The organism is Hansschlegelia beijingensis (assembly GCF_014196425.1).
Classification (GTDB): domain Bacteria; phylum Pseudomonadota; class Alphaproteobacteria; order Rhizobiales; family Methylopilaceae; genus Methylopila; species Methylopila beijingensis.
Genome location: NZ_JACIDR010000008.1, coordinates 1 through 18957 on the forward strand (window position 1 = coordinate 1; position 18957 = coordinate 18957).

Consider the following 18957-nt stretch of genomic DNA (forward strand, 5'->3'; position numbering starts at 1 on the left):
TCCCGGAAATAGCTCGATTCCGCCACGTAGCGGCAGAACGTCGACGAGTCCGAATACCAGGTCTGGGCGTAGAACTTGTCCCAATAGGCCTTGGTGCGCGCAGCTTCGTCTTCAAGAACGCCAAGTTCCGTCACGCTTGATCACCTGTCATTTGATTTTGATCTAACGACGCTAACAGCGCATGTTGCGACGCGCAATCGCGGCAAATGGCCCCGAGCGCAACGCCGTGGCCCCTGACAGGGCCCATAGCCGTCCGGCGGCTGGCTGGGCGAGCCCAGGCCCGATGCGCCGGTCTCGCCGCTCTTGCGCAGCAGTCCGCAAGGTTCGCGGTCCGCCAGGGACGCTTACGGGCGACGGTCCAGAAGACCGCTTCCCGAGAGCCCTGAGTCTAGACTGCTTCCGTCCGCTGAGGTTGAGGAAGAGCGGCGGCTACCACTTCGGAATGCAGGAAGGATGTGGCGTCCCGGAAGGGATTCGAACCCCTGACCTACGGTTTAGGAAACCGTTGCTCTATCCTGCTGAGCTACCGGGACGGAGGCGACGCGCAGGCCTCACAAGAGGCGCTGAACCGTTATCACGCAGCGGCGCGGCGGAAAAGTTCGCCGGCGCGCCGCGAACGCTCCCCGCGCCCCCTGTTCTCTGATCGAGAGGCCGAAAGCCTAGAGTTATCAGGAGATCAACTGCTCTCCGGACATTATTTGTGCGCCGCACACCCTTGTGCATGACACAAATGTCACATTATGGTCACGAGCACAGTGCTTCTGCGCACAGCGTCGACCGGCGCTGCGGTTCTCCGGAACCTTCGGGCCCGCCCCCCAGGGGAGGGCTCACCATGCTGCGATGCGGATTGTCAGCGAGGCTCGCACCTGTCGGAGAGAAGCCGTGGTCAAAGTGCTTACCTACGGAACGTTCGATCTGCTGCACATTGGGCACCTGAACCTGCTGGAGCGGCTCAAGGCTCTGGGCGACGAGCTGTACGTCGCGGTCTCGACGGACGAGTTCAACCACCAGAAGGGCAAGCGCTGCGTCGTCAGCTTCGAGGATCGAATCAGGCTGGTGTCCGCGCTGCGCTGCGTGACTGACGTGCTTCCCGAGAACAGCTGGGACCAGAAACCGCAGGACATCAAGCGGCTGGGCATCGACGTGCTCGGCATGGGCGGGGACTGGGTCGGCAAGTTCGACGCCATGAAGGCGCACTGCAAGGTCGTGTACCTGCCGCGAACGGAAGGGATCAGCACCACGTTCCTGCGCGAAACCATCATGCAGCGCGGAACCAGCACGGTGTCCTTCAAGGCCGCCGGAGCGCGCGCCGAGCCGAACTGACGCACTGAGCGAACGGCAATTCGCAGGCGCTCGTCGTCGTAGGTCGGCGAGGCTGCCGGGAGCCCGGCCCCCGGCGTGAGATCCAAGCCGCTGCTGCGAGATAGCGCGCCCCGCGACCGATTGTAGCCGCGCGCTGCGAACAGCGGCCTCGGCTCAGCGTCCCCTACGGCCATCACGGCCGGAATGCGCTCCTTCGGACATGCTGTTCTCGCGCTGCGCCGTCTGAAGCCTTCGCGCTCGAGCGGCCGATCGAGAACGAGCTCAGGACCGTCGGCCTGAGCCGGCTTAAGGGCTCTTCGGTGACGAGGGCCCGGGCGAGGCGCAGACGCCGCTCACCGGCCGGACGCAGGCGCTGCTCCGAGGTCGGGGACACGGGGACTGGAACGCCGTTGAGCCACGGTTGACCGTGGCGCGATCCGCAATTTACGTAGCTGAACGGGTTGGGGCCGTTGCGGCTCTTGGATCACGTCAGCGCGCAGGCCGCGGCCGCGCGAGCGACCGAGGGGCATGGGGTGCGTGTGGCGTTTGCGGTCCTCCCCCAAGATCGCCCACGGCCTGGCCGCCTTCCTTACCTTCGATGTGGAGCCCGGCGCGCGAGCGCCGGCGACCGCGTCGCGGAACTGTTGCGGGAGTTCGCGTCTTGATCCTGGGCCTCTGTCCGATCGCGGACGGGAGCGGGCGCGCCACATGATCGTCCGAGGGAGTCTGCCATGAGTCACGAGTCAGGCGACGCGGTGCTCGCGCTGAAGGTGCTGTTCGACGAGCTTTGCATCCACCTCGCGTCGAAGGATCTGCTCACGCAGCACGAGTATGAGGGGCTCTTCGCGTCCTCCGTGCTCAAGCTCGAGATGGCCGACTCGCCGAACACCGAAGGCGCGATCATGTTTTTGCGGGACGCGGCCCCGCCGTCGGCGGGCTTGCGGTCCTCGGATCCAAAAAATTGAACCGTCGTTCGGCGGCGTGATCGGGGCCGGACGGCCATCCCGCCTCCTCGCCCGGCGCGGCCCTCGACCGCGCGCCGTGAAGAGCGCTGGATTGGCGGCCGAAACCAATGCAGGCTTGCTGTCCGGAGGGGGAGATCAGGGCGAGGCGGATCAGCGCGAGGCGGGCTTCATCGGCGCCCAGCGCGTAGCAGGTCTGCTGCTGAAGCTGCCCGCCTGAGGCGGGCCAGCCGGGCGGTTGCAACTGCTTCGCAGCGGCGAAGATAACGGTTGCCCGCCGGAGAGGCCGCCGCTAGTCGCTCTCCTCCAAAACGGCGCGAACGGGGGCGCGAGATGGACGAAGCCGCGCGGCTCGCGAGCGCCACCTTGGCGGTCGGCCTGCTGGTGCTGGGCCTCAAGGCGGCCGCTTATCTGCTCACCGGATCGGCGGCGCTGTACTCCGACGCCGCCGAGAGCGTCGTCAACGTGGCGGCCGCGGCCGCGTTGATCGTCGCTGTCCGGCTGGCCGCCGCACCGCCCGACCGCAATCATCCCTACGGGCACCACAAGGCCGAGTACGTCTCCGCCGTGCTGGAAGGCGCTCTGATCGTGATCGCCGCCGGGGCGATCCTTCACGAGGCCTGGAGCGCGTGGCGCTATCCGCGTGAGATCGAGTTCTCGGCTGCGGGCCTCGGGGCCAATCTCGCCGCGAGCGTGATCAACGGGATCTGGTGCGCCGTGCTGGTCCGGCGCGGGAAGGCGCTGCGCTCGCCTGCGCTCGCCGCCGACGGCCAGCATCTGCTGGCCGACGTGATCTCGTCGGTCGGCGTGCTCGCGGGCATCGCGGCGGCGTTGCTGACCGGCCAGCTCTGGCTCGATCCCCTGATCGCCTGCGCGGTGGCGCTGAACGTCCTCTGGTCAGGCGCGAAGCTCGTCCGCACCTCGGTCGGCGGCTTGATGGACGAGGCGGCCTCGCCGGCGGCCCAGGACCGCATCCGCGGCGTCATCGCGACCAACGCGGAGGGCGCCATCGAGGCGCACGACCTCAGGACGCGGCACGCCGGCCGTCTGACCTTCGTGGATTTCCATCTGGTGGTGGCGGGGGACATGCGGGTGACCGAAGCGCATGACATCTGCGACCGGATCGAGCGCGCGCTTCACGAAGAGGATGCGGACATGGTGGTCACGATCCATGTGGAGCCGGACGACAAGGCCAAGCACGCCGGAATCGTCGTTCTCTGACGCGGGCTTAACGTCTCGTCGACCATAAACGGTCAGGGTCGTCGCAGCACCCCGTCGCACGCCAGCGTCATGAACTCACGACCGTGATTCGCCCGCCAGGTCTTCTCGCAACGGCGATCTGCGCGATCTCCGCGCCGGCGCACGGGCAGGCGCCGTGTTCGCTCGCCGCGCCGGCGGAGACGGTGCGGGTGGAGCGGGCGGTCGACGGCGACACGGCGCTGCTCGCCGACGGGCGCGAAGTGCGGCTGGCCGCGGTCGCCGCCCCCAAGACGCCGCTCGGGATGAAGCCGGAGGCCTGGCCGCTGGCCGCAGGCGCCCGCGCGGCTCTCGCCGCGGCGCTCTCAGGACGCACTGTCGAACTGCGGCTCTCGGGGCGCACCCCGGATCGTTATGGGCGGCTGCGCGGCTTTCTGTCCGAGCCTGGGGCGGCTGACCACACCGGCGTCGCGGCTGATCTCACGGCCCGCGGGCTCTTGAGGTGGACAGCCGACAACAGTGACTGCGCAGCCACGCTGCGCGCCGCAGAGGACCGCGCCCGCGCCGCGCGCCTTGGTTTGTGGGCGGAACCATATTACGAGGTCCGGGACGCGGCCGACGGCGAAGCCCTGATGAAGGCCGAAGGGCGGTTCGTGGTGGCCGAGGGCCGGGTCGCGAGCGTCAGAACCGCCGCGGGGCGGCTCTATGTTAATTTCGGGAAGCGATGGCGGAACGCGCTGTCGCTCACCGTCTCGGAGGCGACGCTGCGCAGGCTCGGCGGGGTCCACGCGCTCGATCTGCGGACCGGCGCCCGTGTTCGGGCGCGCGGCGTGGTGGAAGCGCGACGGGGGCCAATCATCGAAGTGCTCAACCGGGAGCAGATCGAGCGCCTTGACGGGGCGCCGGGTCGATGAGGCTCCACGCGATCCGGAAGATCCGCAGCCTGTTCGTGGTCGCGCTCGCGGCGGCGGTCGTCGCCGGCTGCGCCGCCGTCAAGCCGGAGGAGTCCGTTCGCGAGCCGCTGGTGCCTCCCGAGGCCCCCAAGGTCGCTCCCTCGCCCCCGACGGCGGTCAGCCAGGAGCAGGCGCGGATCGCGGCCGCCTATGGCGGCGTCTACGAAAAGCCGGATCTCAGCTCCTACCTGAACAGGATCGCTGACCGGCTCACGGCCGCCTCGGATCGTCCCGAGCTGCGATACAAGGTCGTGATGCTGAACTCGCCGCTCATCAACGCCTTCGCGTTGCCGAACGGCAGCCTCTACGTCACGCGCGGTCTGCTGGCGGTCGCGAACGACTCCTCCGAGCTTGCGGCGGTGCTTGCGCATGAGATGGCGCATGTCTCGGCGCGCCACGCGATGCAGCGCGCGGACGAGGAGCGGAAGGCCGTGCTGGTCAGCCGGGTGGTCTCCGACATCCTGCAGGACCAGGAAGGCGCAGCCGTCGCGCTGGCGCGCGGAAAGCTCTCGCTGGCGAGCTTCTCGCGCGCGCAGGAGCTCGAGGCGGACCGGATCGGCGTTCAGAACATCGCCCGCGCCGGGTTCGATCCCTACGGCGCCTCGCGCTTCCTGCTCTCCATGGGCCGGCAGGCGGACCTGCGCAGCGCGGCGCTTGGCCAGAAGCCGTCACAGCCCGGGCTCGACTTCCTCTCCACTCATCCGTCGACCCCGGAGCGCGTGCAACTCGCGGTCGAGGCGGCCCGGCAGATCGGCGCGCCGGGCGTCGGCGAGCGTGACCGCGACGCGTATCTGACCGCGATCGACGGCATGGTCTACGGCGACGACCCGAGCCAGGGCTTCGCCCGCGGGCGGCAGTTCCTGCACCCGCGTCTCGGTTTCAGCTTCTTCGCGCCGGCGGGGTTCACCTTCGAGAACGGCTCCGAAGCGCTGCTCGGCGTGGCGCCGGACGGACGCGCCTTGCGCATGGACGCCGCCAAGCTCGCGCCCGGGCAGACGCTGGAAGGCTACATCGCCGAGAACTGGGTCGACGGCGCCGCGCCGGGGCCGGTCGAGAAGTTCCAGATCAATGGCATGGATGCCGTCACGCTGATCGCGCGCGGCCGGGACTGGACGTTCCGTTTCGCGGCGATCCACTACGGCCCCGACGTGTACCGTCTGATCTTCGCCGCGCGCGACCTCACCCCCGAGGTCGACAACGGCTTCCGTCAGTCCATCCAGAGCTTCCGTCGGCTCTCGCAGGCCGAGAGCGACGCAGCGCGTCCTCTGCGGCTGGACGTGGTCCGCGCCCGGCCCGGCGACACGGAAGCCACCCTTGCGAGCCGCATGGCGTTTCAGGACCGCGCCCCCGAGCGGTTCGCCGTGTTGAACGGCCTCGCGCCAGGCGAGCCGATCCGGCCCGGCGCCCGGGTGAAGGTCATCGACGAGTGAACGCCGGCAGTCCCGCCGCGCAAGGCTGAGGCGCGGGCGCGGCATGCGCTTTGCTGAACTCCCGGGCGCGCCGGACGTTGAGGCGCGACAGACAGGAGGCGGTCATGCGCGTCGGCGTCATCGGGCTCGGGAACATGGGCGAGGGCGTCGCCCGCAATCTTCTGAAGAGCGGCCGCGAGGTCGTGGCCTGGAACCGGTCCCCGGCCGCCGTGGACGCGCTGGTGGAGGCCGGAGCCCTGAAGGCGGCCGACCCGGCGGAGGCGTTCCGGGCGGAGGTCGTGTTCTCGATGCTCAGCCAGGATGACGTGATCGAGGAGGTGGTGGTCGGCTCGGGCGCCTTGGAGAAGGCGGCGGCGGGGACGACCCACGTCAATCTCTCGACCGTTTCGGTGGCCTTCGCCGACCGCATGGAGGCGCTCCATCAGGAGCGCGGTCTGAGCTATGTGGCGGCGCCCGTGCTGGGTCGTCCGGACGTCGCGGCGGCGGGCCAGCTCAATGTGCTCTGCGCCGGCGAGCCGTCGGGCGTCGCCAAAGCGACGCCGCTGCTCGAGCTGTTCGCCAAGCAGGTCTGGCCGCTCGGCGACCGCGCGAGCAACGCCAACGTGGTGAAGCTCGCCTGCAACTTCGCTCTGGCGAGCATGATCGAGACGCTGGGCGAGGCCGGGGCCCTGGTCGACGGCTACGGCGTCGAACCCTCGCGTCTGTACGAGATCATGACCGGCACGCTGTTCGCGGCTCCAGCCTACAAGACCTATAGCGGCCTGATCGCCGAGCGGAAGTTCTCGCCGGCGGGGTTCAAGCTGCCGCTCGGCCTGAAGGATGTGCGCCTCGCGCTCGCCGCCGGCGAGGCGAGGCAGACGCCGCTGCCGATCGCCTCCGTGGTTCGCGACGCGTTCATCGAGGCGATCGCGCAGGGCGACCAGGACAAGGACTGGTCCGCGCTCGCGGCCGGCGCGTTCCGGCGCGCCGGAAGGCCGCTGGATTAGCCTTCCGGCTCCCCGCCTTCGGCCAGGAAGGCCGGGGCGCTCATGATGATGCGCTCGTCATTGCCGCCGATGGCGGCGAGGTCGCGTCCTTCGTACGGGACGGCGAGCAGCACGGCGCGGAGGCACGCGAGCCGCATGCGCGCCTTGTCGTTCGCCTTCACCACAGTCCAGGGGGCGAGCTCGGTGTGGGTGGCGCGGAGCATGCGGTCCGCCGCCGTGGTGTAGGCCTCCCACAGATTGAGGCCCGCGTAATCGATCGGCGACAGCTTCCATCGCTTGAGCGGGTCGTGCCGGCGGGCATGCAGGCGCTTGACCTGCATCTCGCGGCCGACGGTCAGCCAGAACTTGAACAGCCGGACGCCGTCTTCGACGAGCAGGCGTTCGATCTGCGGCGCCTCGTTCAGGAAATGGGCGGTCTGCGCCGGCGTGGCGAAGCCCATCACGACCTCGACCCCGGCGCGGTTGTACCAAGAGCGGTCGAACAGAACGATCTCCCCGGCGGTCGGCATATGGCCGAGATAGCGCTGGAAGTACCACTGCCCGGCTTCCGTCGAGGAGGGCTTGTCGAGGGCGACCACGCGCACGTTTCGCGGATTGAGGTGCTGCGTGAAGCGGTCGATCACGCCGCCCTTTCCTGCGGCGTCGCGACCCTCGAAGACGATCACGATGCGCTCGCCCGCCCTGCGGGCCCACGCCTGAAGCTTCAGCAGCTCGATCTGGAGCTGGTGCAAGGCTCGTTCGTAGAGCTTGTCGTCCAGCTTGTGCTCGTAAGGGTAGCCGCCGCTCCGGAAGGCGGCTTCCTCGATCGCGATGGGCAGCCGGTCGTCATCCAGGTCGACCTCGACGCCGCCGATCGTCACCAGCGGCGCTTCTTCCGTCCCGGGCGGAGCGAGCTCGACCGTCGAAGCGGCCGCCGCCGCCTCCCTTTCGGTCTTGCCGGACGCCGCCTCCTTGCGGCGGGCCTTCGCGGATTCGTGTTTCTCGGCCATGATGATCCTGCCGCCGTTGTCGCGGCACTGTCATGCAGGTGCTGTCGAGTGTCGAATCTCCCCGACAACCCGACCCGATAGGTTTCGCCACGGGATGACTGACTCTCCGGAGCGCGTGCGAACATCGGTGGTCGTGTCTGAGCCGCCCCTCGAACGGCTGATCGACGCGCGCTGGACGCTGGGCGCCGCCGTGCTGGTCATCCTGGCCGCCCTAGCGTTCGGCCGGCTGGGCGTGTGGGAGGCGTTGCTAGCGGCGGCGTTCGTCGCGCTGGCGGCGGTGGCGGCGCCCCGCCGCCGACGGGTCGCCGCCGCTCCCGATGACGCGATCGCCGGGCTGGTCCGGCCGGAGTCCAGGGCGATCCTGTCAGGACTGCCGGAACCCGTGCTGGTGCTCGATCGCCGCGGGCTCGTGCTCGCCTTCAACGAGCACGCGACGGCGGCGCTGGGAAAGATCCGGGCAGGCGAGCCGGTTTCGTTCGCGCTCAGGGCGCCGGAAGTCCTGGACGCCGTGCGGGCCGTCTCGGCGTCGGCTGAGCCGCAGGTCGTGTCCTATATGGAGCGGGTCCCGGTCGAGCGGTGGCGTGAAGCGCATGTGGCGGCCGGCGGGGTGAGCCCGCACCAGCCCTTCACGATCATCGTCACGCTGCGCGATCTCACCGAGCAGCGGCGGTCGGAGAAGATGCGGGCCGACTTCGTCGCCAACGCCAGCCATGAGCTGCGCACGCCGCTCGCCTCCCTGCTCGGCTTCATCGAGACTCTGCAAGGCCCCGCCCGCAACGATCCGGACGCGCGGGAGCGCTTTCTGACGATCATGCGCGCGCAGGCGAACCGGATGTCCCGGCTGATCGACGATCTGCTGTCGCTCTCGCGGATCGAGCTGAAGGCGCATGTTCGCCCACGCGCGCTGGTCGATCTTTCGGCGCTCGCGGGCGGGGTCACGGACGCCCTCGGGCCTCTCGCGAAGGAGCGCGGCGTCGAACTCCGGCTGGCCGTCGATCCTGAGCCTGTCCTCGTTCATGGCGACCGCGACGAGCTCATCAGGGTCGCCGAGAACCTGACCGAGAACGCGATCAAGTACGGGCAGTCCGGCGGCAAGGTGGACGTCTCGGTCCGACGGGGGGGCGGGGACGCCGCGCTGCTGGTCGTGCGCGACTACGGACCTGGCGTCGCCCCCGAGCATCTGCCGCGCCTGACCGAGCGGTTCTACCGCGTGGACGTGGCGGAGAGCCGCGACAAGGGCGGGACCGGTCTCGGCCTCGCGCTCGTCAAGCACATCGTGCAGCGTCACGGCGGACGCCTGCTGATTGACAGCGTCCCGGGGCAGGGGGCGAGCTTCACGGTCGCGCTCGCTCGCGCTGAAGACGAGCCGCACGACGCGTCGGAGCTCCCGCTCAAACAGGCCGGATAGGGCTCATTGTCTAGGGGTCTCGGGCGTCATCCAGCTGTCATGTCGACGTCATAGAAGAGTTGCGCCGGAGCGGTAGACCTCCGGCAGCCTCGATCGCGAACCAACGCGGCCGTCGGCCCAAGCTCTCATCGACGAACGCAGCAGGAGCAGATCGTGAAGCTCAATCGAATTTTCGGAGCGGTCGCCGCCACGATGCTGATGGCGGCGCCTGCCCTGGCGCTCGACATCTCCGGCGCCGGAGCGACCTTCCCGTATCCGGTCTACGCCAAATGGGCCGAGGCCTATAAGAAGGAGACCGGCGTCGGCCTGAACTACCAGTCGATCGGCTCCGGCGGCGGGATCAAGCAGATCCAGGCCAAGACCGTGACCTTCGGCGCGACCGACGCGCCCCTGAAGGGCGACCAGCTCGAAAAGGCCGGCCTCGTCCAGTTCCCGATGGTGATGGGCGGCATCGTCCCGGTCGTGAACGTCGAGGGCGTCGGCCCCGGCGACCTGACCCTCGACGGCCCGACGCTCGCCAAGATCTTCATGGGCGAGATCAAGAGCTGGGACGATCCGGCGATCAAGAAGCTCAACCCGGAGGCCAAGCTGCCCTCCAGCGCGATCGCGATCGTGCATCGCTCGGACGGTTCGGGCACCACCTTCAACTTCACCAACTATCTGTCGAAGGTCTCCCCGGACTGGAAGGAGAAGGTCGGCTCCGCGACCGCCGTCCAGTGGCCGACGGGCCTCGGCGGCAAGGGCAATGAAGGCGTCGCCAACTATGTCGCCCAGACCAAGGGCGCGATCGGCTACGTCGAATACGCCTACGCCAAGCAGAACAAGCTCGCGCACGCCAAGATGATCAACAAGGACGGCAAGGCCGTCGAACCGGTGATCAAGTCGTTCCAGGCAGCCGCGGCCAACGCCGACTGGAGCGCGGAGCCCGGCTTCGGCATCATCCTCACGGACGAGCCGGGCGCCGACAGCTGGCCGATCACGGCCGCCACCTTCATCCTGATCCACAAGCAGCCGAAGGATCCGGCCGCCGCGACCGAGGCGCTCAAGTTCTTCGCCTGGGCCTATAAGGGCGGGGCGGAGATGGCGGAGGCGCTGGATTACATCCCGATGCCGGAAAAGGTGGTGTCCGAGGTCCAGAGCGTCTGGGCCAAGGAGATCAAGGGCGCCGACGGCCAGGCGTTGTATTCGGCCACCAACTGAGCCATCAGCGGCTCTCCGCGGAGGCGCCTAAAAGGCGCCTCCGCTCTCCTCCCTCCCTTCCTGCTCGAGACCAGCCCGCATGACCGACGCGTCGCTGCAAGCGCCGACATTGTTGCTCAAGCCGGACGCCGCGCGCGCCAGCCGCCTGCGCTCCTTCCGGCTCAAGGACAATGTCTTCCGGCATCTGACGCGCGCCTCGGCGGTCGCGGTGCTCGGCATCTTGAGCGGCGTCATCCTCGCCCTGGTCATCGGCTCATGGCTGGCGCTGTCCACCTTCGGGATCGACTTCCTCACGACCGAGAGTTGGAACCCGGTCACCGAGAAGTTCGGCGCGCTGGCGCCCATCTACGGAACGGTCGTGACCTCGCTGATCGCGATGCTGATCGCGGTTCCGGTGGGCCTGGGGATCGCGATCTTCCTGACCGAGCTCTGCCCGCCCGTCCTGCGCCGGCCGATCGGGGTCGCGATCGAGCTCCTCGCCGGCATCCCGAGCATCATCTACGGGATCTGGGGGCTGTTCGTGTTCGCGCCCTTCCTGCAGGCGACGCTGCAGCCCGCGCTGATCTCGACCTTCGGCTCTGTCCCGATCCTCTCGACTGTGTTCGCGGGCCCGCCCTACGGCATCGGCATCCTGACGGCGGGCCTGATCCTGGCCATCATGGTCCTGCCCTTCGTGACCTCGGTCTCGCGCGACGTGTTCGAGACCGTCCCGGCGGTGCTGAAGGAGGCGGCCTACGGCGTCGGATGCACGCGTTGGGAGGTGATCCGCCGGATCGTCATCCCGTACACCCGGGTCGGCCTGGTCGGCGGCGTCATGCTCGGGCTCGGCCGCGCGCTGGGAGAGACCATGGCGGTGACCTTCGTGATCGGCAACGCGCACCGGATCTCCGGCTCGATCCTCGCGCCCGGAACGACGATCTCCGCCTCGATCGCGAACGAGTTCACGGAAGCGGTCGGCGAGCTCTACACCTCGTCGCTGATCGCGCTCGGCCTCATCCTGTTCATCATCACCTTCATCGTGCTTGCGATCGCGCGGCTCATGCTGCTGCGCCTCGAGCGCCAGCAAGGGGCCTGACCGATGTCGCTTATGGCGCCCATCGACCACTCCGCGAGCCGCCCGCGCTACATGCGCCGACGTCGCCTGAACTTCGTCATGATGAGCCTTTCGCTCGCCGCCGCGGCCTTCGGGCTCCTCTGGCTGCTCGCGATCCTCTCCACCCTCGTGTTCAAGGGCGTCGGCGGCCTGTCGCTCGACGTGTTCACACAGTCGACGCCGCCTCCCGGCTCCCAGGGCGGGCTCCTGAACGCGATCGTGGGAAGCGCGATCATGACGGCGATCGGCGTGGCGGTCGGCACCCCGATCGGCATTCTGGCCGGCACCTACATGGCCGAGTACGGCCGCCACAACCGCCTCACCACGACGGTTCGCTTCATCAACGACATCCTTCTGAGCGCGCCCTCGATCGTCATCGGCCTGTTCGTCTATGAGGTCGTGGTGATCCAGATGGGCAATTTCTCGGCCCTTGCGGGCGCGCTCGCGCTGGCGATCCTCGTGGTTCCGGTTGTGGTCAGGACCACCGAGGACATGCTGAACCTGGTGCCCAACCAGCTTCGCGAAGCCGCTTCGGCGCTCGGCCTCCCGCGGGCGGTCGTGATCCAGCGGATCGCCTACCGGGCGGCGCGCGCAGGGATGATCACAGGCGTGCTGCTCGCGATCGCCCGCGTCTCGGGCGAGACGGCGCCGCTGCTGTTCACCGCGCTCAACAATCAGTTCTGGAGCTCGGACCTCAACGCTCCGATGGCGAGCCTGCCGGTCGTGATCTTCCAGTTCGCCCTCAGCCCCTACACTGACTGGCAGCAACTCGCCTGGACGGGCGCGCTGCTCATCACCCTCGCGGTGCTCACGCTCTCGATCGCCGCCCGTATCCTCGCAGCCGGGAGTCGGAAATGACCAGCACTGATGTCGCGCGCGCGGCCATGATCGCCCCCGTGCCTGCCCGGTCGGCCGCCCAGCCGAAGGTTCATGTCGGGGCCGGCCAGGCTGAGAAGATCACCATCCGGGACCTCAAGTTCTTCTACGGGGACTCGCTCGCCCTCAAGGGCATCGACCTGCCGATCTACGAGCGCAAGGTGACGGCCTTCATCGGTCCCTCGGGCTGCGGCAAGTCCACGCTGCTGCGGGTCCTCAACCGGATGTACGACCTCTACCCGAAGCAGCGCGCAGAAGGAGAGGTGCTGCTGGACGGGATCGACATCCTGTCGCCGAAGCTCGATCTCAACCTGCTGCGGTCGCGCGTCGGGATGGTGTTCCAGAAGCCGACGCCGTTCCCGATGTCGATCTACGACAACATCGCCTTCGGCGTCCGCCTGTACGAGACGATCTCGAAGTCGGAGCTCGACGGCCGCGTCGAGGCGGCCCTCAGGCGCGCGGCGCTGTGGAACGAGGTCAAGGACAAGCTGGACGCCAGCGGGCTCAGCCTGTCGGGCGGTCAGCAGCAGCGGCTCTGCATCGCCCGCAGCATCGCGGTGCGACCGGAGGTGATCCTCCTCGACGAGCCGTGCTCGGCGCTCGATCCGATCTCGACCGCCAAGATCGAGGAGCTGATCGACGAGCTCAAGGCCGACTATACGATCGCGATCGTCACCCACAACATGCAGCAGGCGTCGCGCACGTCAGAGTACACCGCGTTCATGTATCTCGGAGAACTCGTCGAATTCGGCGAGACCGAGCAGATATTCATGAGCCCTCATGACCGACGCACGCAGGACTACATCACGGGCCGCTTCGGCTGAGATGTTGAGACGTCTCGGCTTCAACGTAGATGAGAGCACCAAGTCCATGACCGACCATATCGTCAGCGCGTTCGACGCCGACCTCAAGGAGCTTGGCGACAAGCTCGCCGAGATGGGCGGTCTCTGCGAGAAGCTGGTCGCAGAGTCGATCGACGCCCTTCTGCGGCGCGACACGCCGCTCGCCAAGCGGGTGATCGAATGGGACCGCTCGATCGACCGTCTCCAGGCCGAGGTGGAGGAGAACGCGATCCGCACGATCGCCCGTCGCGCGCCGGTCGCCATCGACCTGCGCGAGGTGGTGGCGGCGCTGCGCATCGCCAATGACCTGGAGCGGATCGGCGACCTGGCGAAGAACATCGCCAAGCGCGTGGTCGCGCTCGAGGGGCAGTTCCAGCCTCCGAAGCTCGCCGGCGGCGTCGCGCACATCTCGGATCTCACGCTTGCGCAGCTCAAGGACGTGCTCGACGCCTATACGCGTCGCGACGAGACCAAGGCGGTCGAGGTCTGGAACCGCGACGGAGAGATCGACGCGCTGTACAATTCGCTGTTCCGCGAACTCCTGACCTACATGATGGAGGATCCGCGCAATATCGGCTTCTGCGCCCATCTGCTGTTCTGCGCGAAGAACATCGAGCGGATCGGAGACCACGCCACCAACGTCGCCGAGACGGTCTATTACCTCGTTCATGGCGTGCCGCTCACTGACGAACGGCCGAAGGCCGATCTGACCAGCGCCACCGCCATCGACTTCGGCCGCTGACGGGGGGGCCCCGATGAAGCCGCGCGTCATGATCGTCGAGGACGAAGAGGCACTGACGACGCTCCTCCGCTACAATCTCGAGGCGGAGGGCTACGACGTGGACACCGTCGCGCGTGGCGACGAGGCCGAGATCCGGCTGCGGGAGTCGCCGCCCGATCTGCTGTTGCTCGACTGGATGCTCCCGGGCGTCTCGGGCATCGAGATCTGCCGGAGGCTGCGGACGCGGCGCGAGACCGAACTGCTTCCGGTCATCATGCTCACCGCGCGCGGCGAGGAAGGCGAACGCATCCGCGGTCTCGCGACCGGCGCGGACGATTACGTCGTGAAGCCGTTCTCGGTGCCGGAACTCCTCGCCCGGGTCCGCGCATTGCTGCGCCGGGTCAAACCCGAGCACGTCTCGCGGACGCTCAAGGCGGGCGACATCGAGCTCGACCGCGAAAACCGCCGCGTCCGGCGGCACGCCCGCGAGGTCCATCTCGGACCGACGGAGTTCCGGCTGCTCGAATTCCTGATGCAGTCAGCCGGCCGGGTGTTCACCCGGGAGCAGCTGCTCGATGGCGTCTGGGGCCGCGACGTCTATGTCGACGAGCGGACCGTGGACGTCCATGTGGGCCGCTTGCGCAAGGCGATCAATCGCGGCCGGAAACCGGATCCCATCCGGACGGTCCGCGGCGCCGGCTACTCGTTCGACGAAACGTTCGCGCGCCAGCAGTAGCGGGGGCCGGCGGCGGGCGTGTCGCTCAGCCGGAAAGAGAAAGACCGGGCCGAAGCCCGGTCCGTCCAGTCACCAAAGACGCACGCTGACCTCAGCCCCGCCGGGGCCGTCGGCCAGCGGGGACGTCAGTGCGTCAGGGCCGCAGCCGGGCGGCGGTCGCGCCGCCGGTCATGCGCCGGCTGGTAGGCGATCGCCGCGTGATGGCTGCAATAGGCGTCACCGGGCGACGAACGGCCGCCGCAGAAACGGAACTCCGCCTGGCTGGGATCGCCGAGCGGCCAGCGGCACATGTTCTCGCGGAGCTCCATGATGGTGACCCGCTCGCACACCAGCGACGCGTTCTCGACCACCTCGAGCGGCACGAGGCGCGGCGCGGCGATCGGCCGGGGAGCCGCGACGGGCGCCGCCGCGAGGGCGACGTTGCCGCGCACGCCGTAGCTCGGCTGGCTCGGCGCCGGGGCCGCGGTGGCGACGCGGCGCGGCGCGGCGGCAGGCTTCGCGCGAAGGCGGGCGACCCCGCTCGGCGCCGCCTTGGCCCGACCGGACAGGCCGAGACGGTGCACTTTCCCGATCACCGCGTTCCGCGTGACGCCGCCCAACTCCGCCGCGATCTGGCTTGCGCTCAGGCCCTCGGCCCAACGCTTCTTCAGAAGCTCGACCCGCTCATCGGTCCACTGCATCGGATCCTCCAGTGCCGCCGGCTTCGCGGAATCCGGCTGCGTCCGCCGTGACGCATTCTGCGCCCGACGGCGTCGCCGCCTCATCCGCTGGAAGACGAACGTGAGCACGAGATGTCGTGCCTTAACGGTTCTTAAAGTACGATATGCCGCGACTCACCGTAAAGAGTCTGGAATGCAACAGTGGGGTTTTCCCCAGCCGGATGCCGCCCGGTTGTCCACAGCCGGTCCACCGGGCCTGAAAGCCCTCAACGCCAAGCGTTCCTTCGCCCGTGGCGATTGACAGGAGGGGCGCTCTTTATATTATCGCGCCGATCGAAGAGCCGCTCGGCTGGGCGGCTCTTTTTCTTTTTCCGGCGGCTATCGGAGTGATCCGCGCGGTGCGCCGGAGCGCCGAAAAGGGTTCGCCGTGACCTCCGCCTCTGCGCTGATGCCAGTTTTTGCGCGCGCCGGTCTCGCCTTCGAGCGAGGCGAAGGCTGTTGGCTCGTGGCCGAGAACGGCGACCGCTATCTCGATTTCGCGGCCGGCGTGGCGGTGAACTCGCTCGGCCATTCCCATCCGCATCTGGTGCAGGCGCTCAAGGAGCAGGCCGAGAAGCTCTGGCACGTCTCCAACCTGTATCGGATTCCCGAGGGCGAGAGGCTGGCGCGCCGCCTTGTCGAGGCGAGCTTCGGCGACGTCGTGTTCTTCACGAATTCCGGCGCCGAGGCCCTCGAGGCGTCCATCAAGGTCGCGCGCAAGCACTTCCACGCCAACGGCCAGCCCGAACGCTACCGCCTGATCACGTTCGAGGGCGCCTTCCATGGCCGGACCCTCGCGACCATCGCGGCCGGCGGCCAGGCCAAATATCTTGAGGGCTTCGGACCGCCGACGGAGGGCTTCGACCAGGTTCCGTTCGCGGACGTCGCGGCGGTCGAGGCCGCGATCGGCCCGCATACGGCGGGCGTGCTTGTGGAGCCGCTGCAGGGCGAGGGCGGCGTTCGGGTGCTGCCGCCATCCGTTCTTCGCGCGTTGAGGGAAATCTGCGATCGCGAGGGCCTGCTGCTCGTCGTCGACGAGGTCCAGTCCGGCGTCGGCCGGACCGGCAAGCTGTTCGCTTACGAACATGCGGGCGTGCGCCCGGACGTCATGGCGATCGCCAAGGGCATCGGCGGCGGCTTCCCGCTGGGCGCATGCATCGCCACCAGCGAGGCCGCCGACGGCATGACGGCCGGCGTCCATGGCTCGACGTTCGGCGGCAATCCCCTCGCCATGGCGGTCGGCAACGCGGTGCTCGACGTCGTGCTCGAGCCGGGCTTCCTTGATCATGTGAACCAGATGAGCCTGCTGATCCGCCAGCGTCTGGCGGCTGTGGTCGACGCCCATCCCATGACCGTGGCGGAGGTTCGGGGGGAGGGGCTTCTGCTGGGCCTTCGCGGCCTCGTTCCCAACACGGACGTCGTGGCGGCGCTGAGGGAGCAAAAGCTCCTGACGGTCGGCGCGGGGGACAATGTCGTCCGTCTGTTGCCGCCGCTCGTGGTGGGCGAAACGGAGATCGCCGAGGCGGTCGAGCGGATCGATCGCGGGCTTTCGGCGATCGAACGCGCGGTCGGCCTCCTTACGCGGGGAGCTGCAGAATGAGCGGCGCGGTCCGGAACTTCCTTGACCTCAGCGAGCTGTCGGGCGCGACGCTTCGGCAGATTCTGGAGGCCGCCGCAGCGATCAAGGCGCGCCGGCGCACGCCGGCTGACGCCCAGGACAAGCCGCTTGCGGGGCGGGCCGTCGCGATGGTGTTCGAGCAGCCCTCGCTCAGGACCCGCATGTCGTTCGACGTGGGGATCAGGGAGCTCGGCGGCGAGCCCGTGATGGTCACCGGCAAGGAGATCGAGCTCGGCGAGCGCGAGGCGATCGCCGACACCGCGCGCGTGCTGTCACGCTTCGTCGACGCCATCATGATCCGCATGCTGAAGCACGACGCGCTCCGCGAGCTCGCGACCTACGCCACGGTGCCGGTGATCAACGGCCTGACCAAGGCCTCGCATCCCTGCCAGATCATGGCCGACGTCCTGACCTTCGAGGAGCGCAAGGGCCCGATCCGGGGCCGCACCGTCGCGTGGACGGGCGACTCCAACAACGTCCTCGCTTCGTGGATCCACGCCGCGGCGCGGCTGGACTTCAATCTGAGGATCGCCACCCCCCGGGAGCTCAGCCCGGGCGCGGAGATCGTCGAATGGGCGCGCCGCGAAGGCGCCGACATCGCGTTCGGCCATGACGCCGAGGAGGCGGTCGCGGGCGCCGACGCGGTCGTCACCGACAGCTGGGTCTCGATGGGCGACGGCGACGGCGAGCGCCGGCACAATCTGCTGAGGCCGTTCCAGGTGAACGAGCGGCTGATGAAAAAGGCCGCGCCCGACGCCATATTCCTGCATTGCCTGCCGGCGCATCGCGGCGAGGAGGTGACCGACGAGGTCATCGACGGACCGCAGTCGGCTGTCTTTGACGAGGCGGAAAACCGCCTTCACGCGCAGAAGGGCGTTCTGGCCTGGTGCTTCGGCGCCGTCGGGGCGTAACAGTCGAGCATGAGCCAAACTGACTCCGCCGCCATCCGTGAGGATGGCGACGACCGCATCCTGCCGTTCCAGATCGAGGAACTCGACGTGCGCGGTCGCGTCGTCCGGCTTGGCCCGGCGATCGACCGGGTGATCGAGCGCCACGCCTATCCGCCGGCCGTGTCGAAGGTGCTGGGCGAGGCGGTCGCCCTGACCGTGCTGCTGGGCTCGGCGTTGAAGATCGAGGGGCGCTTTCAGCTCCAGACCCAATCCGACGGGCCGATCGGCATGCTGGTCGTCGATTTCGAGGCGCCGGACAAGGTGCGGGCCTGCGCGCGGTTCGACGCCGCCCGCGTTCCCGACCGCGGCCCGACGGGCGCGCTGCTCGGCCATGGCCACATGGCGCTGACGATCGACCAAGGGCCGCAGACGTCGCGCTATCAGGGCGTGGTCGCGCTCGAGGGCGGCTCGCTCGAGGACGCCGCGCACGCCTATTTCCGGCAGTCCGAGCAGATCCCGACTCGCGTGCGGCTCGCAGTCGCCGAGACGCTCTCAGCCGGCGACGGCGCGGGCGCGAACCATGCGTGGCGGGCGGGAGGGCTGCTGGTGCAGTTCCTGCCCGAGGCGCCGGAGCGTATGCGCACGCGGGACCTGCATCCGGGCGATGCGCCGGAGGGCGCCGCCTTCTCCGACACGGAGGAGGATGACGCCTGGGTGGAGGCCGAGGCGCTGGTCGGGACGGTCGAGGATCACGAGTTGATCGATCCCACGCTCGCGCCGGAGCGCCTGCTGATCCGGTTGTTCAACGAGCGCGAAATCCGCGTCTTCGAGAGCCGCGGCGTCCGTGAGGCGTGCCGCTGTTCGCGCGGGCGCGTGCTCGGGATGCTCAAGAGCTTCTCCGCCGAGGAGCGCCGCGACATGCTGACGGATGACGGTTCGATCGAGGTCACCTGCGACTTCTGCTCGACCCGCTACACGTTCACGGCCGAGCAGGTGGCCTCTATCGACGCCGAGGATCCCGACGACGGCGCTCTCCACTGACCGCCGTCGGAATGG

The 18957-nt window shown here is 68.7% G+C and carries 19 protein-coding genes and 1 tRNA gene; 17 read left to right on the top strand and 3 right to left on the bottom strand.

Going from position 1 to position 18957, the window contains the following annotated elements; all coding sequences use genetic code 11:
- Nucleotides 1-456: 456 nt before the first annotated feature.
- Nucleotides 457-533, bottom strand: a tRNA-Arg gene (locus tag GGR24_RS17030).
- 349 nt (nucleotides 534-882) lie between these two features.
- On the opposite strand from GGR24_RS17030, the gene GGR24_RS17035 reads away from it, so the two are divergent.
- From GGR24_RS17035 to GGR24_RS17060, 7 genes are all read left to right on the top strand, one after another.
- Nucleotides 883-1323: an adenylyltransferase/cytidyltransferase family protein gene (locus GGR24_RS17035; protein ID WP_183396607.1), complete on the top strand. Its 441-nt coding sequence runs from the start codon at nucleotides 883-885 to the stop codon at nucleotides 1321-1323.
- 710 nt (nucleotides 1324-2033) lie between these two features.
- The gene (locus tag GGR24_RS17040; RefSeq protein ID WP_183396608.1) at nucleotides 2034-2267 is read left to right on the top strand and encodes a hypothetical protein; all 234 of its coding nucleotides are present in this window, start codon (nucleotides 2034-2036) and stop codon (nucleotides 2265-2267) included.
- Between the two features lie 91 nt (nucleotides 2268-2358).
- Nucleotides 2359-2484, top strand: a complete 126-nt coding sequence (locus tag GGR24_RS17815) for a hypothetical protein (protein ID WP_281375431.1) — start codon at nucleotides 2359-2361, stop codon at nucleotides 2482-2484.
- Between the two features lie 113 nt (nucleotides 2485-2597).
- Nucleotides 2598-3485: a cation diffusion facilitator family transporter gene (locus tag GGR24_RS17045; protein WP_183396609.1), complete on the top strand. Its 888-nt coding sequence runs from the start codon at nucleotides 2598-2600 to the stop codon at nucleotides 3483-3485.
- Nucleotides 3486-3568: 83 nt separating this feature from the next.
- Nucleotides 3569-4375: a thermonuclease family protein gene (locus GGR24_RS17050; RefSeq protein WP_183396610.1), complete on the top strand. Its 807-nt coding sequence runs from the start codon at nucleotides 3569-3571 to the stop codon at nucleotides 4373-4375.
- A complete protein-coding gene (locus GGR24_RS17055) occupies nucleotides 4372-5844 on the top strand; it encodes a M48 family metalloprotease (RefSeq protein WP_183396611.1) in 1473 nt (490 codons plus the stop codon). The genes GGR24_RS17050 and GGR24_RS17055 overlap by 4 nt, the downstream gene beginning before the upstream one ends.
- A gap of 104 nt (nucleotides 5845-5948) precedes the next feature.
- Nucleotides 5949-6830: an NAD(P)-dependent oxidoreductase gene (locus GGR24_RS17060; protein WP_183396612.1), complete on the top strand. Its 882-nt coding sequence runs from the start codon at nucleotides 5949-5951 to the stop codon at nucleotides 6828-6830.
- Here GGR24_RS17060 and ppk2 read toward each other — a convergent pair.
- The gene (gene ppk2 / locus GGR24_RS17065) at nucleotides 6827-7819 is read right to left on the bottom strand and encodes a polyphosphate kinase 2 (RefSeq protein ID WP_183396613.1); all 993 of its coding nucleotides are present in this window, start codon (nucleotides 7817-7819) and stop codon (nucleotides 6827-6829) included. The two genes, GGR24_RS17060 and ppk2, sit on opposite strands and share 4 nt — an antisense overlap.
- A gap of 133 nt (nucleotides 7820-7952) precedes the next feature.
- On the opposite strand from ppk2, the gene GGR24_RS17070 reads away from it, so the two are divergent.
- The 7 genes from GGR24_RS17070 to phoB all read left to right on the top strand — a co-directional run bounded on the left by GGR24_RS17070 (nucleotide 7953) and on the right by phoB (nucleotide 14695).
- Nucleotides 7953-9227, top strand: coding sequence for an ATP-binding protein (locus GGR24_RS17070; protein ID WP_343066289.1), 1275 nt, complete (start codon nucleotides 7953-7955; stop codon nucleotides 9225-9227).
- Between the two features lie 153 nt (nucleotides 9228-9380).
- Nucleotides 9381-10427, top strand: coding sequence for a phosphate ABC transporter substrate-binding protein PstS (pstS, locus tag GGR24_RS17075; RefSeq protein ID WP_428978239.1), 1047 nt, complete (start codon nucleotides 9381-9383; stop codon nucleotides 10425-10427).
- Nucleotides 10428-10506: 79 nt separating this feature from the next.
- Entirely contained in the window at nucleotides 10507-11502 is a 996-nt protein-coding gene (gene pstC / locus GGR24_RS17080) for a phosphate ABC transporter permease subunit PstC (protein ID WP_183396615.1), read from the top strand.
- A 12-nt stretch (nucleotides 11503-11514) separates the two neighbouring features.
- A complete protein-coding gene (pstA, locus tag GGR24_RS17085) occupies nucleotides 11515-12378 on the top strand; it encodes a phosphate ABC transporter permease PstA (protein WP_246398642.1) in 864 nt (287 codons plus the stop codon).
- On the top strand, nucleotides 12375-13220 hold the full coding sequence (gene pstB / locus GGR24_RS17090; protein ID WP_428978240.1) for a phosphate ABC transporter ATP-binding protein PstB: 846 nt from the start codon (nucleotides 12375-12377) through the stop codon (nucleotides 13218-13220). The genes pstA and pstB overlap by 4 nt, the downstream gene beginning before the upstream one ends.
- 46 nt (nucleotides 13221-13266) lie before the next feature.
- Complete coding sequence (phoU, locus tag GGR24_RS17095) at nucleotides 13267-13980, top strand: phosphate signaling complex protein PhoU (RefSeq protein ID WP_183396617.1); 714 nt, start codon at nucleotides 13267-13269, stop codon at nucleotides 13978-13980.
- Nucleotides 13981-13993: 13 nt separating this feature from the next.
- Complete coding sequence (gene phoB / locus GGR24_RS17100) at nucleotides 13994-14695, top strand: phosphate regulon transcriptional regulator PhoB (RefSeq protein WP_183396618.1); 702 nt, start codon at nucleotides 13994-13996, stop codon at nucleotides 14693-14695.
- Between the two features lie 125 nt (nucleotides 14696-14820).
- Here the strand turns inward: phoB and GGR24_RS17105 are convergent, their stop codons facing one another.
- On the bottom strand, nucleotides 14821-15375 hold the full coding sequence (locus tag GGR24_RS17105; protein ID WP_183396619.1) for a GcrA family cell cycle regulator: 555 nt from the start codon (nucleotides 15373-15375) through the stop codon (nucleotides 14821-14823).
- 406 nt (nucleotides 15376-15781) lie between these two features.
- On the opposite strand from GGR24_RS17105, the gene GGR24_RS17110 reads away from it, so the two are divergent.
- From GGR24_RS17110 to GGR24_RS17120, 3 genes are read left to right on the top strand one after another with little or no spacing between them, the layout of a single operon-like run.
- Entirely contained in the window at nucleotides 15782-16993 is a 1212-nt protein-coding gene (locus GGR24_RS17110) for an aspartate aminotransferase family protein (protein WP_343066290.1), read from the top strand.
- Nucleotides 16990-17922, top strand: coding sequence for an ornithine carbamoyltransferase (gene argF / locus GGR24_RS17115; protein WP_183396621.1), 933 nt, complete (start codon nucleotides 16990-16992; stop codon nucleotides 17920-17922). The genes GGR24_RS17110 and argF overlap by 4 nt, the downstream gene beginning before the upstream one ends.
- A 9-nt stretch (nucleotides 17923-17931) precedes the next feature.
- Nucleotides 17932-18942: an Hsp33 family molecular chaperone gene (locus tag GGR24_RS17120; RefSeq protein WP_183396622.1), complete on the top strand. Its 1011-nt coding sequence runs from the start codon at nucleotides 17932-17934 to the stop codon at nucleotides 18940-18942.
- The last annotated feature ends 15 nt before the right edge of the window (nucleotides 18943-18957 follow it).

Excerpts from the sequence above, each read along its gene's own strand:
- pstB (WP_428978240.1), top strand. The coding sequence starts at position 12,375 with ATGACCAGCACTGATGTCGCGCGCGCGGCCATGATCGCCCCCGTGCCT.
- ppk2 (WP_183396613.1), bottom strand. The coding sequence starts at position 7,819 with ATGGCCGAGAAACACGAATCCGCGAAGGCCCGCCGCAAGGAGGCGGCG.
- phoU (WP_183396617.1), top strand. The coding sequence starts at position 13,267 with ATGACCGACCATATCGTCAGCGCGTTCGACGCCGACCTCAAGGAGCTT.
- GGR24_RS17060 (WP_183396612.1), top strand. The coding sequence starts at position 5,949 with ATGCGCGTCGGCGTCATCGGGCTCGGGAACATGGGCGAGGGCGTCGCC.
- argF (WP_183396621.1), top strand. The coding sequence starts at position 16,990 with ATGAGCGGCGCGGTCCGGAACTTCCTTGACCTCAGCGAGCTGTCGGGC.
- pstC (WP_183396615.1), top strand. The coding sequence starts at position 10,507 with ATGACCGACGCGTCGCTGCAAGCGCCGACATTGTTGCTCAAGCCGGAC.
- phoB (WP_183396618.1), top strand. The coding sequence starts at position 13,994 with ATGAAGCCGCGCGTCATGATCGTCGAGGACGAAGAGGCACTGACGACG.
- pstA (WP_246398642.1), top strand. The coding sequence starts at position 11,515 with ATGGCGCCCATCGACCACTCCGCGAGCCGCCCGCGCTACATGCGCCGA.
- GGR24_RS17105 (WP_183396619.1), bottom strand. The coding sequence starts at position 15,375 with ATGCAGTGGACCGATGAGCGGGTCGAGCTTCTGAAGAAGCGTTGGGCC.
- GGR24_RS17055 (WP_183396611.1), top strand. The coding sequence starts at position 4,372 with ATGAGGCTCCACGCGATCCGGAAGATCCGCAGCCTGTTCGTGGTCGCG.
- GGR24_RS17120 (WP_183396622.1), top strand. The coding sequence starts at position 17,932 with ATGAGCCAAACTGACTCCGCCGCCATCCGTGAGGATGGCGACGACCGC.
- GGR24_RS17045 (WP_183396609.1), top strand. The coding sequence starts at position 2,598 with ATGGACGAAGCCGCGCGGCTCGCGAGCGCCACCTTGGCGGTCGGCCTG.
- GGR24_RS17040 (WP_183396608.1), top strand. The coding sequence starts at position 2,034 with ATGAGTCACGAGTCAGGCGACGCGGTGCTCGCGCTGAAGGTGCTGTTC.